General features: G+C 48.5%; 14 protein-coding genes. 4 read left to right on the forward strand and 10 right to left on the reverse strand.

The genetic code is table 11. The annotated features are described in order from the left end of the window. Positions 1-481: 481 nt before the first annotated feature. Positions 482-1255 (forward strand): hypothetical protein, encoded by a 774-nt coding sequence (locus tag ACN081_RS05720; RefSeq protein ID WP_419107218.1) that lies wholly within the window; start codon positions 482-484, stop codon positions 1253-1255. A gap of 231 nt (positions 1256-1486) precedes the next feature. Here the strand turns inward: ACN081_RS05720 and ACN081_RS05725 are convergent, their stop codons facing one another. Genes ACN081_RS05725 through sdhC form a run of 4 tightly spaced genes read right to left on the reverse strand, consistent with a single transcriptional unit; the run spans position 1487 to position 4953 of the window. Next, positions 1487-2272, reverse strand: a complete 786-nt coding sequence (locus ACN081_RS05725; RefSeq protein WP_419102013.1) for a succinate dehydrogenase iron-sulfur subunit — start codon at positions 2270-2272, stop codon at positions 1487-1489. Position 2273: 1 nt separating this feature from the next. Continuing rightward, positions 2274-4037, reverse strand: a complete 1764-nt coding sequence (gene sdhA / locus ACN081_RS05730) for a succinate dehydrogenase flavoprotein subunit (protein WP_419103396.1) — start codon at positions 4035-4037, stop codon at positions 2274-2276. A gap of 43 nt (positions 4038-4080) precedes the next feature. Continuing rightward, on the reverse strand, positions 4081-4569 hold the full coding sequence (locus ACN081_RS05735) for a succinate dehydrogenase hydrophobic membrane anchor subunit (protein ID WP_419102011.1): 489 nt from the start codon (positions 4567-4569) through the stop codon (positions 4081-4083). A gap of 6 nt (positions 4570-4575) precedes the next feature. Continuing rightward, positions 4576-4953, reverse strand: a complete 378-nt coding sequence (gene sdhC, locus ACN081_RS05740) for a succinate dehydrogenase, cytochrome b556 subunit (protein WP_419103423.1) — start codon at positions 4951-4953, stop codon at positions 4576-4578. Between the two features lie 323 nt (positions 4954-5276). Here sdhC and ACN081_RS05745 point away from each other — a divergent pair, with 323 nt between their 5' ends. Beyond that, positions 5277-6386 (forward strand): mannose-1-phosphate guanylyltransferase, encoded by a 1110-nt coding sequence (locus ACN081_RS05745; RefSeq protein WP_419107219.1) that lies wholly within the window; start codon positions 5277-5279, stop codon positions 6384-6386. A 78-nt stretch (positions 6387-6464) separates the two neighbouring features. Here the strand turns inward: ACN081_RS05745 and ACN081_RS05750 are convergent, their stop codons facing one another. From ACN081_RS05750 to ACN081_RS05765, 4 genes are all read right to left on the reverse strand, one after another. Further along, positions 6465-7025: a 2'-5' RNA ligase family protein gene (locus tag ACN081_RS05750; RefSeq protein WP_419107220.1), complete on the reverse strand. Its 561-nt coding sequence runs from the start codon at positions 7023-7025 to the stop codon at positions 6465-6467. 15 nt (positions 7026-7040) lie between these two features. Then, a complete protein-coding gene (trpS, locus tag ACN081_RS05755) occupies positions 7041-8105 on the reverse strand; it encodes a tryptophan--tRNA ligase (protein ID WP_419107221.1) in 1065 nt (354 codons plus the stop codon). Positions 8106-8198: 93 nt separating this feature from the next. Continuing rightward, positions 8199-9050: an exodeoxyribonuclease III gene (locus tag ACN081_RS05760; RefSeq protein WP_419107222.1), complete on the reverse strand. Its 852-nt coding sequence runs from the start codon at positions 9048-9050 to the stop codon at positions 8199-8201. Between the two features lie 7 nt (positions 9051-9057). Beyond that, positions 9058-9534, reverse strand: coding sequence for a hypothetical protein (locus ACN081_RS05765; RefSeq protein ID WP_419103401.1), 477 nt, complete (start codon positions 9532-9534; stop codon positions 9058-9060). A gap of 194 nt (positions 9535-9728) precedes the next feature. On the opposite strand from ACN081_RS05765, the gene ACN081_RS05770 reads away from it, so the two are divergent. After that, positions 9729-10505, forward strand: coding sequence for a GntR family transcriptional regulator (locus ACN081_RS05770; RefSeq protein ID WP_419103402.1), 777 nt, complete (start codon positions 9729-9731; stop codon positions 10503-10505). A 131-nt stretch (positions 10506-10636) separates the two neighbouring features. Here the strand turns inward: ACN081_RS05770 and ACN081_RS05775 are convergent, their stop codons facing one another. After that, positions 10637-11515 carry a bifunctional methylenetetrahydrofolate dehydrogenase/methenyltetrahydrofolate cyclohydrolase gene (locus tag ACN081_RS05775; RefSeq protein WP_419103403.1) on the reverse strand — a complete coding sequence of 293 codons (879 nt, stop codon included), beginning with the start codon at positions 11513-11515 and terminating at the stop codon, positions 10637-10639. Next, the gene (gene glyA, locus ACN081_RS05780) at positions 11515-12795 is read right to left on the reverse strand and encodes a serine hydroxymethyltransferase (RefSeq protein WP_419107223.1); all 1281 of its coding nucleotides are present in this window, start codon (positions 12793-12795) and stop codon (positions 11515-11517) included. The genes ACN081_RS05775 and glyA overlap by 1 nt, the downstream gene beginning before the upstream one ends. Positions 12796-13453: 658 nt before the next feature. On the opposite strand from glyA, the gene ACN081_RS05785 reads away from it, so the two are divergent. After that, a partial coding sequence (locus ACN081_RS05785; RefSeq protein WP_419107224.1) for a VWA domain-containing protein occupies positions 13454-15206 on the forward strand: 1753 nt, incomplete at its 3' end.

A 15206-nucleotide genomic window follows, 5' to 3' on the forward strand; every position in this document is an offset into this window, starting at 1 on the left:
GCCTCTCAACCCACCCCTGCCCAAAATGATATTAAAATCACAAAGCCACTCATAGTACGTTGCAAGACGCAGTGCCATGGGTGGCTTTTGTGCTTGAACCCAAATTTCCTTCAGTGTTAAACATCAGATTTTCTATCGCTTGACGTGCTCATACTTAACACAAAATCAAAATTTTCTACAAAAACCCACTTTCCAACGCTCTAGGCTGTGGGTTTTTAGGGGGCAGTATTCTTCTTAAAAGTTATATTTTTATCGGCCATTCGGGGGATATTTCCAGAATGAACCTCTTTATTTCTGGGGATTCGCTGATATTATTAGTCGGAAACCAGTTCTGTCCCCTAAATAGCTGAGTGCCCTGCTCATGCAGGTCTCAAAGAGTATGCACCCTAGTGCACATTCGTATTCTCTAGGTTAGAGGGCGTAACTGGTGACGTATCCCGATTATCCTCACTTAGCATCTTTTTGAGAAGGAAATATACTTATGACTCAAATTTCACGCCGTACCCTGGCTAAGGGTGCAGCATGGGCAGCTCCTGTTGTAGCTGCTTCTGCTGTTGTTCCCGCATACGCGTCTTCTACAGATAAACCTTATGGTGGCATCTGTGACATTTTCTTTGGATCAGGCAACGCTAACGCGCAGCGAACTGTTATTGGTCTCTCTGTCATCACACCAAACGGCATGATGAAAAAAGGCGATACTGTTAGCTGGGTATTCGACGCTACAAGCGCTCGTGTTCCCGGCCTTAACTACTCTAAGAGCGGTCGTTGGTCTCTCTCAGTAACTCCTCCAGAGCGTTCCAACACCGACAACGGTAAATTCACTGTTACTCTTGTGGCAAACCAAGAAATTTCTACCAGTGAAGTTAACTGTATCGCTAGCTTACTTTGGGATAGCAGCTCTTCATCTAACTCATCTAACATTACCCCAGGTAGCACAATTAAAGTTAGCTCATCCAACGGAACTGATTCCTATGGTCTCACTGTTACCATTCCTCGTCGTAACGGCAAGGTTAATGACCGTCAATACAAGCCGGTTCGTATTGATGGCTCATGCTACCCCACCATTAAGTTCTCCTACCTTGGTAACTCTACTCGTTACAACCAAGATACCGAGATTTACTTTAACGGTAACAAGCTACCTGATCCAACCGGCGATGATGGTAACAACCAGCCAATTACTTATGGCACTTGCGAAGGTTCTCGTACGCCGTCAGGAGCTCCCCGCTCCGCTGGTGACATCTCTACCGGTGGCTAAAACTTCCTAAAGGTTCTCTTCAAATAGAAGAACAACCATAAGGCAAAGCCCCTTAACCTATCGGTGATAGGTCAAGGGGCTTTGTGCTATCCACTCACACAACACCAACGCACATTTTCTGTATCACGACATAAAAATGTGGTGTCAGCTTCTACAGAAGCTAACACCACATCATCAAGAAAAGGGCACTTTTCTACAAGCTCTATACGAAAAAACAGAGCCGCCATTGTCTTAAAGAGAACGAGCTAGAATAGCCTGCTTCACCTCAGCAATAGCCTTCGTAATCTGAATACCGCGAGGACACGCATCAGTACAGTTAAACGTCGTACGACAACGCCACACGCCCTCTTTATCGTTGAGAATCTCAAGACGCATATCACCAGCATCATCACGAGAATCAAAAATAAAACGGTGAGCATTCACAATAGCTGACGGACCAAAATACTGGCCGTCCGTCCAGAACACAGGGCAGGACGTCGTACACGCTGCACACAAGATGCACTTTGTTGTGTCATCAAAACGTTCACGATCTTCAACAGACTGATAGCGTTCACGCTCTGGCTCATGCCCCTCATTCATCAAGAACGGCATAATCTCACGATACGACTGGAAGAACGGTTCCATGTCCACGATAAGGTCTTTTTCGCAAGGCAAACCTTTAATAGCCTCAATCGTAATCGGCTGAGAAATATCTAAATCCTTCAGCAAGGTTTTACACGCCAAACGATTTCTACCATTAATACGCATAGCATCAGAACCACAAATACCGTGAGCACATGAACGGCGGAACGATAACGAACCATCAATCTCCCACTTAATCTTGTGCAAGATATCAAGCACCCTATCGGTACCATACATTGTCACCTTGAATTCGTCCCAATGCGCTTGATCCGAAACTTCAGGGTTATAACGACGAATTCTAACCGTCACATCATAGGTTTTAATACCTTGGGAGCCACCTTGCTCCGAGGCGATAGCAACCTTAGATTCTGGTTCGCGTGCTTCAAAATCAGACATTTTAGTACTTACGTTCCTTCGGCTCATAACGGGTAAAGACAACAGGCTTCGTACCAAAACGAAGACCGCGAATACCCTCAAACTCTGAGTTTTCGTCTCGATATACCATCGAATGTTTCATAAAGTTCACGTCATCACGATCCGGATAATCTTCACGGAAGTGACCGCCACGAGACTCCTGACGATGGAAAGCAGCAACAGACATCACCTTAGCGAGCTCAAGTAAGAAGCCCAGCTCTACGGCCTCCAACAAATCAAGGTTGAAGCGCTTACCTTTGTCTTGAATAGAAATACGCTGATAACGTTCTTCTAATTCTGCAATCTTTGAAAGAGCGTTACGAATCGTATCGGCCGTGCGGAACACCTGCATATCGGCGTCCATCACATCTTGTAGTTCTTTACGGATGACACCAACTTTTTCGGTTCCCTCACCATCACGTAGAGACGTCAAAAGCTCTAAAGTGCGGTTTGCGGCATCCTCAGGGATAGGTAAGAACTCTGCAGAAGCAGCGTACTCTGCCGCTTTAATGCCGGCACGTTTACCAAAAACGTTAATATCAAGCAGAGAGTTCGTGCCCAAACGGTTAGAACCGTGCACAGATACGCACGCAACCTCGCCAGCGGCGTAAAGACCGGGGATAGTGTTCTCCGAATCTGCAAACACTTCTGTTTCGATGTTGGTGGGAATACCGCCCATTGCATAGTGTGCAGTGGGGAACACCGGAACAGGTTCGGTGTACGGTTCAACGCCTAGATAGGTGCGAGCGAACTCCGTGATGTCGGGAAGTTTCGCATCAATGTGGGCTGGTTCGAGGTGGGTCAAGTCTAGAAGAACATAATCCTTGTTCGGTCCACAACCGCGACCTTCACGCACCTCGTTTGCCATAGAACGCGCCACAATATCACGTGGGGCAAGGTCTTTGATGGTCGGGGCGTAGCGCTCCATGAAACGCTCACCGTCAGAGTTACGAAGAATACCGCCCTCACCTCGAGCAGCTTCCGATACGAGAATGCCTAGTCCGGCAAGCCCGGTTGGGTGGAATTGCACAAACTCCATGTCTTCTAGCGGAATACCGTTACGTAGAGCAATCGCCATGCCATCACCGGTGAGGGTATGTGCGTTAGATGTGGTTTTAAAGATTTTTCCACAACCACCCGAGGCAAAAATGATGGACTTTGCTTGGAATACGTGCACATCGCCAGAAGCAAGGTCGTAGCTGACCACGCCGGCGGGGCGACGCTGTCCCTTTTCATCTTCTACCATGATGAGGTCAAGGACGTAGTATTCGTTATAGAACTCCACATTATGTTTTACGCAGTTCTGGTAGAGCGTCTGAAGAATCATGTGTCCGGTACGGTCCGCCGCATAACATGCTCGACGTACTGGTGCTTTACCGTGGTCGCGAGTGTGCCCACCAAAACGACGTTGGTCAATACGTCCAGCGGGGGTACGGTTGAAGGGCAAACCCATTTTCTCTAAATCAAGAACAGCGTCAATTGCTTCTTTAGCCATGACTTCGGCGGCGTCTTGATCGACAAGGTAGTCGCCACCTTTGATGGTGTCAAAGGTGTGCCATTCCCAGTTGTCTTCTTCGACGTTGGCAAGGGCCGCGCACATGCCACCTTGAGCGGCTCCTGTATGGGAACGAGTTGGGTACAATTTGGTCAAAACGGCGGTTCGAGCGCGAGTGCCGGCTTCAATGGCGGCACGCATGCCAGCTCCACCAGCACCGATAATAACGACATCGTACTTATGTACCTGCATGTGAAAATGCTCTTTTCTAAAATCTAGTAGTAGGTTCAGCTATTTATGGGGCGGTACAGAAAGAAGGTAATAGTTCTGGTGCCGCACCAGTTGGGCATGGGTCAAACGTGAAGATTACGAGAGTTCCAATCAGAAGAACAAAAGCGCCAGAACAGAACAACGCTAGTTTTAGGGTCAGGCGGGTACTGTCTTTTTCTGCATAGTCCATGATGATGGTTCTAATACCGTTCATGCCGTGCAACATTGCAAGCCATAACAGGAGTAGATCCCATACTTGCCAGAAAGGTTGAGCTAATTTGCCACCAACGAAACCAAAGTCAATACGATGAACGCCTTCACCCATCATGAGGTTGACGAAGAGGTGTCCAAAGATAAGGACAACGAGAATAACACCTGAGATGCGCATGAAAAGCCATGCGAACATTTCAAAGTTATTGCGTTTTGAGCTAGAGCGGTTGTATTTGACTCCGTTAACGGTGTTGTCTTTGCTTCTCGGAGCAGAAATTTTGATTTTCTGTGGTGAAACAGCCATGATGCGTTAGCCTCCGAAAGTGTTAATCATGTGGCGGATGAGGAAAGGAACCATGACAACGGCCCAGAGAAGGAGGACTCCCCAAAGCATTGTTTTATGGTTTTTTGCGCCATCTTTCCAAAAGTCAATCAGGATAATGCGAATACCGTTAAAGGCGTGGTAGACAATAGCTCCCACAAGTCCTGCTTCACTTAGCCCCATGATGGGATTTTTATAAAGCTCCATCACGGAGTTATAGGATTCGGGGGAAACTCGAATAAGAGCGGTATCTAAGACGTGGACAAGAAGAAAAAAGAAAATAGCGATACCGGTGATGCGGTGAGCTACCCAAGACCACATGCCTTCACGGCCGCGGTACAAGGTTCCTCGTGAATTATTCGGCACTGAATAACCTCCTGCAAGCTGTTCGTGGCTGTGACCTTGTTTTGGCTCATCAAACAAGCGATGTCTACCATCGAATAGCTAATTAATGTGTGTTCATCTAGTCACACACAGTACCAGTTCACTTACGGTTTTATTGACAGTTAGTTGATAAAAAACCGGCTTATTTTAGCGTAATTAGCACAAATTTTTATGTCGATATTCAACTTTTCCGCGAGAACAAGGGAAATCCTCATCACATTGGGCTTAAAAAGTGACCAGCAATAGTTAGACATCTCAAAAAATTTTCAGAATTATGACGTAAAAATTCGCTATTCTTAGAGGTGATGAGAACACCACTAGATAAGTTTTACCCGCTCATTCCGGCCGGTGGGGTAGGGTCCCGCCTATGGCCATTATCGCGGGCACACGCACCTAAGTTTTTACTAGACCTTACCGGTAACGGATCTTCACTACTACGCCAAACCTACGACAGGCTCAGCGGACTCACCCAAAGCTCAGTGATGATTGTGACCGGAGAATCGCACGCTCAAGCAGTACGCGAACAAGTTCGTGAACTCAACGACACCGACTTCGTCCTTGAACCCTCCCCCAAAGACTCGGCGGCAGCTATCGGATTAGCTTGCGCTATCCTCTACAAAAGAGATCGAGAAGCTATTATTGGCTCTTTCGCTGCTGACCACGTCATCACACCGGTTGAGGAATTCCAAAAAGTAGTCAAAGAAGCGGTAGAAACTGCAGCTACCGGAAAAATCGTGACCATCGGTATCACCCCCACCGAACCATCCACAGCTTTTGGATATATCAAAGCAAAGTCTTCGCTCGGTATCGACAATGCCCCCTCAGCTCTAGCCGTAGAGTCATTTGTCGAAAAACCTGACGCAGCAACAGCAGCAGACTATGTGAACTCCGGAGAATACACCTGGAATGCAGGAATGTTTGTCGCACCAGCAGAACTGATGCTCAAACACCTCAAAGAAAACGAACCAGAACTCTACGCCGGAATTAACGCCATCGCAGAAGATTGGGACACTCCACAACAGCACCAAACTCTTCAAAAACTATGGGATACTCTCCCCAAAACGGCCATCGACTACGCTGTTGCAGAACCAGCAGCAGCCGCAGGAGATGTCGCCATGGTGCCAGGCTCCTTTATGTGGGACGACGTGGGAGACTTCGACGCAGTCACCCGCCTGAACCAAGAGAAAACAGGTGAAAAGCTCACCGTATTAGGCGAAAAGAGCAATGTTCTCAACCAAGATTCCTCGGGGCTTATTGTCACCCATGCGGAACGCAAAATTGCTGTTATCGGTATTGAAAACCTCGTAGTAGTTGACACTCCCGATGCCTTACTCATTACGACACGAGATAAAGCTCAAGCAGTGAAAAACACTGTTGCAGACATTAAGGAGCTCAACCTCAACGAGCTGCTCTAAAAAAGAAACTCAACAGAGTAAAGCCTGTCTTATCGCAACAACGATAAGACAGGCTTTACTGTATCTACCAGCTAGAACCTAATCATGACTCGTATCTAGCGGAACCGTCCTAAGACAACGCCAATTCCCTTGAACATGCTCACAGATTTGAAGATGATCTACGACAAAACGTTCAGCGGTAGAAGGTAATGACGCAAAATATTGCAAAGAATCCGTTAGCGCTCTCTGCCCCAAACGATTCGATACGCTCAGATGCGGAACATAGCTAAAAGGAGAGCTAGACTCCCCTACCGCATCAATACACCGCTGACGTAAAGTCATCAAGTCTGTCGCGCCCTCTAGCACGGGCAGATAACTCACCTCAGATAACGGCATGAAGCTCTCAATAGCCCCCATAGACACGCTAAAAGAGTATTGCCCATATAAGGCCTTCACCAAGGATGAGAGCACCATATCTTTCGTCGAAGGAGTAGGCTCATATAAAAAAATTGTTAGATGACTCGTCTGCACAGATTCAGCCACACCATGAGCACCCTGCCAGCACCGGACAAGACGAGATAACTCGCCTTGTACCGGCGCAATAACGCTCAAATGCCGGTCAAGCTCTAAAGCTCGCACAGCAGAAGACGATAAAGACATCAAAGGGCTCTTCAGCTAAAGCCTCGTCGCACCCATGAAGCCCACACGCTCGTAGACATTCTGCAACGTCACAGACGCAATTTCGCGAGCGCGTTGCGCACCGACAGCCAAGAGTTTATCGAGTTCGGCTGGGTCGTCGAGCAGTTCCAGAGAACGTTCACGAATGGGCGCTAGGGTTTGTACGAGAATCTCAGCAAGATCAACTTTGAGGTGCCCGTACATTTTGCCGTCGTATTCTTCGACGATGTTTTCGATAGGGCGTCCGGTGATTGCTGAATAGATGGCAAGGAGGTTTGATACGCCCGGTTTGTCGGCTCGGTCGAAGGCGATGGTTGATCCGTCGTCAGTTACCGCAGACTTAATTTTTTTGGCGGTTTTCTTCGGGTCGTCGAGCAACCAGATAATGCCTTTATCGTTTTGGGCAGATTTGCTCATCTTGGAGGTGGGGTCTTGCAGGTCATAGATTTTTGCGCTTTCGCGAAACTCTAATGGTTCTGGCAGGAGAAAGGTGGTGCCAAAGCGAGAGTTAAAGCGTTGTGCGATAGTGCGCGTAAGTTCTAGGTGCTGACGTTGGTCTTCGCCTACTGGGACACGGTCTGCTTGGTAAAGCAGGATGTCTGCTGCCATGAGCATGGGGTAGGTGAAGAGTCCGACGGTAGTGTTCTCGGAGCCTTGTTTGCTGGATTTGTCTTTGAATTGGGTCATGCGGGCGGCTTCACCGTAGCCGGTAATACAGTTGAGGACCCATGCGAGTTGTGCATGTTCAGGTACGTGAGATTGCACGAAAAGAGGTGTTTTTTGTGGGTCAATTCCGGCAGCAATATATTGTGCGGCAATGGTTCGGGTACGTTCACGAAGAACGTTTGGGTCTTGACGTACGGTGATGGCGTGCATGTCGGGGATGAAGAAGAGACATTCATTGTCTTCTTGCATTTGCACCCAGTTTTCTACTGCGCCGAGGTAGTTTCCTAGGTGTAAAGAGTCGGATGATGGTTGGGCGCCGGAGAAAGCGCGTGGTTTTCCTTTGGACGCGTTGGGGATGAGTGCGCGGTCTATGGTGTTGGTGGTTTCTTCTGCCACGGTGTGTCCTTCAATGGGTTGGCGTGTTGTGACGGGGTCTTGACCATGAGAGTATCAAAGTCCTCGAAGGTGTTAAGATTTTTGACTCGTGTGCTACGCGAATTGGTAGTCGACGACTAGAGGTGCGTGGTCGCTAAAACGCTGGTCGTAGGATGCGGCACGGTCAACAACTGAGCTGATGGCGCGTTGTGCCATGGCGGGTGTTGCCATCTGGTAGTCGATACGCCATCCTGCGTTGTTGTCGAAGGCTTGTCCACGGTAGGACCACCAGGTGTATGGGCCGTCGACGTCTCCAGCAAGCGAACGTGCAACGTCGACGTATCCGCTTTGTCCAAAGAATTTGTCGAAGTAGGCGCGTTCTTCGGGGAGGAATCCTGCTCGTTTTTGGTTTGCTTTCCAGTTTTTGAGGTCTCGTTCTGTGTGGCAGACGTTGAGGTCTCCCACAACGACAACGTTTTCGCTGTGTTGAGCAAGTTCGGGAAGGCGCACAAGCATACGTTCGAGGAAACGGTATTTGTCGTCTTGTTTGGGTGTGTCTACTTCTCCAGAGTGTACATAGGCGGAGACAACGGTAAGTTGTTCTCCGTTGGGAAGAGTGTAGTCTGCTTCGACCCAGCGTCCGGAGTGTTCGAAGTATTCTTCGCCGATGTGTGATCGGGTATTGATTGGTTCTGCGGCGGGAAGGATGGAGTTCTTGTGTGGGGTGCGTGCTGTGGCGATGAGGACTCCGGCGCGTCCTTTGTCGGCAGCTTCTGAGTGGAGGATATGCCAGTTTTCTTCGTTAAGTAGTTCTCGTACGATTTTGTCGGGGGCACGTACTTCTTGTAGGCAGAGGATGTCGACGTCACGTTCGTTGAGCCAGCTTTCCATGTCTTTACGGTATGCGGCGCGGATGCCGTTCACATTGACGCTGGCAATACGTAGGGTTTTAGGTGTTCTTGTCATGGGGTGATTAGTCTCTTTCTGCGTTGTTCTGCCCTTGGGCTTCTTTAATCATGCTCATGCCGTTAGAAGCTGTGGTGTTGATGGTGTCTAGTGCTCGTTCAATCATGGCAGGTGCATCTTGATTATCTGAGTGGAGGTGTTCTGCAATGACTTTTGATTGTACGAGAACGATTTGGAAGCTGTGAGATAGTTTGTCGTCGAGCATGGCGTCTTCTTCTGCTCGACGTGCTTGGAGGAAGAGTTCTTGATTTTTTTGGGTGGTGCGGGCTTGTTGTGTCACGATGATGGCGAGGTATCCGGCAACCCCTAGCCATGCCAGCAGAATACCTGCGACAATCCATCCGAGCACAGATTCTTCGTGCGAGGCTTGGTAGATGGCGAGAATACAGAGGACGAGGAGGATACCTCCCCCAATACTTGCCCCGATGAGAGCTTTTGAAAGTGTTTGGGTACGTGTTGTTGTGTCTGAACCGGAAGATTGCATACTTATCATTATGCCAGTGTGATAACCTCCAAGCACGATAGTGGGGAGCTTGGCTTTCCTCATAGTTTTTATGGTGGTTAAAACGGTTGAGGAGTATATGCCGTTTATTGTGTGCGGTTATTGCCTGATACGTTATTGTCTGGTTGAGGAAGAAAAAACTCAAGAATTGTACTTTAACCAGATAGTATGAAGCTATGACTAGCGAAGACTCAATGACGATGGCCGCGACAGCACAGACTTCTGCATCTTTCGAGTTGCCCCCAAATAATCCACCAAAATATCTTCGTTTAGCGCATTATTTGTGTACAACATATATTGATCAGGGCACGCCCCATACTCTTTTGCCGACAGAAAGAGAACTTCAGGAGCGTTTTAGTATTAGTCGAGATACGGTTCGGCGTGCTATTGCGACGTTGCAACGTCGAGGGTTGGTGTATAACATTCAGGGGTCTGGCACATATGTTGCAGACCGCTATTTGCATGCGAAAGAACCGCGCCTGATTTCGTACACCGAAGATATGGATATTCGTGGGCAGAAGCCTGATACCTCGACATTGAGATGTCACCCGATGGGTGCAGACGCTCAGACAGCAAAGAACCTTGAGATTCCAATAGGAACAACGGTGATTGAGATTGTAAAGATTCGTCGGGCTGATACTGAACCGATGTGCTATGAAAAAGCTCATTTTCTTCAGGAAGTTTTCACTCATATGGAGCCTGAAACACATGGTTCTTTGGACGAACAGCTCTCGCGTAGTGGTTATCGTATTGAAAAGGCCACGCATCGTGTCAGTGCCACACTTGTGGCAGGAGAAGAAGCTCAAGCCCTTGACATCCCTTCTGGTTCTGCGGCGTTGAGGGTGGAGAAGATTGGTTATACCGATCGCGGTATTGCGGTAGAGAGCACGGTGTGTTTGTACCGTGCTGATAGGTATGACTATGAGTTTAGGCTTTCACGTTCTGGTAGATAGGTACGACCTTTGAGGGTGTTGTGACCTTGGGCTAGTTTAACGTTGATGGCGGTTGCCTCATCTATTAAGTATCCAGATGAGGCAACCGCCATCTTTTTCTTGTATGAGCTCGTTATAGAGATGGTGAGGGGCTAGGACACCGTTCTTTCTGCGGTATCGACAACGTTCACGAGGAGCATGGCGCGGGTCATGGGACCAACACCGCCGGGGTTTGGGGAGACCCAGCTAGCTTTAGCTCCAGCTTCTGGGCTGATATCTCCGCTAAGACGGTATTTTTCGGTGTCTTCGTCGAAGATGCGAGAGACTCCTACGTCAAAGACTACGGCGCCAGGGCGCACTTGATGTTCTTTGATGATGTGGGAGACTCCAACCGCGGCGATAATAATATCTGCGCTATGGAGAATTTCGTCGAGGTTTTGTGTTCCGGTATGAACGAGAGTTACCGTGGCGTTGATTTCACGGCGAGTGAGTAAGAGTCCAAGCGGACGCCCCACAGTAATTCCTCTACCGAGCACGACGACGTGTTTACCTGCCCATTCGATGCCGTGACGGCGACCTAACTCAACAATGCCGTGTGGGGTGCATGGTAGTGGGGAGTTAAGGGGTTCGTTGACGTTGAGGACGAGCTTGCCAAGGTTTGTGGGGTGCAAGCCATCGGCGTCTTTTTCGGGAGCAATTTTTTCAAGGATACGGTTGGTATCTAGGTGCTCAGGCAGAGGTAGTTGAACAATGTATCCGGTACATTCTGGGTTGTTGTTGAGTTCGTCTAGAACTGCTTCTAGCTCTTCTTGAGTGGTTTCAGCGGGGAGGTCACGTCGTATGGAAGCGATACCAACTTCTTGGCAGTCTTTGTGTTTGCCTCCAACATAGGAGCGAGATGCGGGGTCGTCTCCAACCAGCACTGTTCCTAAACCGGGGGTGATGCCTTGTTTTTTGAGGGCCTCTACTCGCTGTGCTAGTTCTTTTTTGATGGCTTGTGCGGTTGCTTTTCCGTCAAGTATTTGTGTCATTACCACTCCTTAATACCGTCGTAGAGGGGGAATTTTTCGCACAGTGCGGTGACTCTCTGTTGCAGGGCTTTAACGTCTGCACCAGGTTTGAGGGTTTCAGCGATGATGTCAGCAACTTCAGCAAAGGCGTTTTCGTCGAAGCCTCGGGTTGCGAGGGCTGGGGTGCCGATACGTAGCCCAGAGGTAACCATGGGTGGGCGAGGATCGTTGGGCACGGCGTTACGGTTGACGGTAATTCCGACTTCATGGAGGAGGTCTTCTGCTTCTTTGCCGTTGAGTGCTGAGTTGACGAGGCTGACGAGCACAAGGTGAACGTCTGTTCCTCCAGAGATGAGGCAGACTCCAGCTTCTGCAACGTCGGGTTGACTCAAGCGTTCAGCAAGGATTTTGGCTCCTGCGAGAGTGCGTTTTTGACGGTCTTTGAATTCTTCGCTTGCAGCAATTTTGAAGGCTGTTGCTTTGGCAGCGATGACATGCATGAGAGGGCCGCCTTGTTGTCCGGGGAATACGGCGGAATCAATTTTTTTCTTGAGTTCTTCCGTGCAGAGGATAAATCCGGAGCGGGGTCCGCCAATGGTTTTGTGAACGGTCGACGAGACCACGTGTGCGTAGGGTACGGGATTGGGGTGAACTCCTGCAGCGACGAGACCAGCAAAGTGTGCCATGTCGACCCAGAGGTATGCTCCTACTTCATCCGCAATTTCTCGGAAGGTGGCAAAGTCCAGGTGACGGGTGTATGCGGACCATCCAGCAATAATGACTTGTGGTTTTTCGGTGTGTGCTAGTTCGCGTACTTGGCCCATGTCGACGCGTCCGGTTTCTTCGTCAACACCGTAGGCGACGACGTCGTAGAGTTTTCCGGAGACGTTGAGTTTCATTCCGTGGGTGAGGTGTCCTCCGTGTGCGAGGGAAAGCCCCATAATTTTGTCGCCAGGGTTAAGTAGTGCGTGCATGACGGCGTTGTTTGCTTGGGCGCCAGCATGTGGTTGGACGTTAGCGTGTTCTGCTCCGAAGAGTTTTTTAGCTCGTTCGATGGCAAGGGTTTCGACGATGTCAACGTATTCACAACCGCCGTAGTATCGACGGGATGGGTATCCTTCAGCGTATTTATTGGTTAGTACGGAACCTTGAGCTTCGAGAACTGCACGTGGCGCAAAGTTCTCTGAGGCAATCATTTCGAGGGTATTTTGTTGGCGTTGCTGTTCTTGGGCGATAGCTTCAGCAACTTCTGGGTCTACTTGGGATAGTGGGAGGTTAGTAACCTGTTCGGTTTGGGACATGAGGTGTTCCTTCCAAGAGGGAAGCTCGGTACAGGGCGTAAGTAGTTTTGTTCGTGGGTGGTTTCCCTGTGCGAATATTGACTACTCATCTAGTGTATTAGTGTTACCCACGCTACGTACATGTGTTACTTCAGCTAAGTTGTTGTTCATCGTAATATTTTTGATATTTCTATCACAACACTTCATGGTGCTACATGACTCTTAACCTAGCTCAATAGTAGACAGCGCGTATATTTTTCGACAGTTTCTACAGTTTTACTAACTTTATTTTAATAATCACTCAAGTTTTGAGTTTTTCGTTTTTAACTCACAAGAAGGATTTATCCACATTATAAGAAGGTGTCTCATGTAGGTCTGAGAATTTCGAGAACCTTAATTTTTAACAGCTCACTTATAATTTTATTGTTTCATCTAGTCAGGGCAATGTGGTCAGTTTCAGTAAAAACTTTTATTGATAAAAATATGTTTAAACAAGAAATAATCATCTCAAAAATTGCACTAATTATATCCATTTTTAAACAACTTCATGGTATAAAAATTAACCGTACTTTATATGCTAAAGTATTAGGCTTGTAAGGATACATACTTTATTTATGCGCTCACGCATCTTCATACCAGTAAACAAACTCACCTACGGAGACAGAGCGGAAGGGTACAAATGGGGAACGCTCAATCTCGACGCGAAGCACGAGAAGCACAACGCAGAAAAAACATGCGCAAATGGACCGCAGTCGGAGGCGCAACAGCCATCCTACTAAGCGGCGGAATGCTCGCATACTACCTCAAAGGTAACAACACAGAAGACAAGGTAGTTAACGCACAATCCGTACCTACCTCCTGCGCAACTACTCAACGCGTCACCATTGAAACCACACCCATTATGGCGCAGGTCCTCCACAAAATCCCCGTCAATCCAGAAGACTGCATCGTCTTATCTGTTAGCCACGACACTTCCGTCGCTGACGTTGCAAGTCAAATTATTGCAGGAAAATCTGCACCAAACCTCTGGTTACCTGCATCATCGACACAAGCACAACTTGCCCTCGCAGGAAAAAGCGAGCTAGTGACTAAAGCCGAATCCCTCGCAAAAACCCCTAGCGTCATTGTCACCAAATCTTCAGATAAATACCCATCGTGGAACGAAGCGCTCAGCGATGTAACCGCCGTACACGTAGGCGATCCCAGCGTAGAACCTAGCTCGTTTATGGCCATCATCAACGCTACAGAAGAAAGCGCTAACGGTAAAACAAGCAAACAGTCATTGGCAAGCAACCTCGGCTCACGTGCACAAACTATCGGAGTTGAAGCAGCAGCAGAAAACGCTCAAGAACTCCTCTCAGGTGTAGAACATGACACCTACCGTTCAGCTATCGTCGGAGAAAATGACTACGTCTCGTACCTTAAAGAACACTCCGATTCCAAGCTCACCGCGTATGTTCCAGCAACTGGCAGTGGCGAATTAGACTATCCGCTCTATCAGCCAGCGTCTAGCGGTACAGAAGCCAATAAAACCATCGCACAAGCAGCCGATAAAATCACCAACTTCATCTCCTCTGAAGACGGCAAAAAGGCTCTCGCCGAAACAGGTCTACGCAATGCACAAGGCGAACCACTCGAAAAAGATTCCATCGGAAAGTTCACCAACCTGACCGGAGCAAAACCAGAAGTTCTCGCAGAAGCCTGGTCTACATACTCCCTTCAAGCAGCACCGTTGAACGCTCTCGTTGCGGTTGACGTCTCTGGCTCCATGGGATACAAAATTGAAGGCACCGACCAAACCCGTATGGACATTGCCGTCAACTCCATCCTTGCCGGATACAAACTCTTCCCCGCACGAGATTCCATGGGATTGTGGAGTTTCTCTAGCAACATGAGCCAAGACGCCCAAGGAAATACCGTCGATTACAAGAGCCTTGCTCCTATCCGCCACATGAGTGACGAAACCGACGGCCGTTCACAACGCAACCTTCTCCTTGAAGCAGGTTCTTCTCTCAAGCCTATCCCAGATAACTACACTGGACTCAACGACACCATTCTTGCGGCATTCCAGAATGTTAAAAAGGAATATAAAGTCGGCGCAGCAAACACCGTCATCATCATGACCGACGGTGAAAACCACGATGATAATTCCATCAGCACCGAAGACCTTATTAAGACCATCCAGTCTCAACAAGATCCAGAAGCTCCGATTTATATCATCCTTATCGGCATTTCAGCTGATGCAGATATGCAAGCGCTCCAAGAAATTGCGTCCCAAACCGGTGGACAGGCATTCCCCGCAAACTCTGCAGAAGATATCCAACTTATCTTCGCAGAAGCGTTCTCCTTCTCTAGCCAAGAGAAACAGGCACTAGCACATGCTGGAGCCGAAGAAGCGCAAGCACACCACCAAGAGACAGCAACCGAAAACC

It is taken from the genome of Rothia sp. P13129, from assembly GCF_048512865.1.
Classification (GTDB): Bacteria; Actinomycetota; Actinomycetes; order Actinomycetales; family Micrococcaceae; genus Rothia.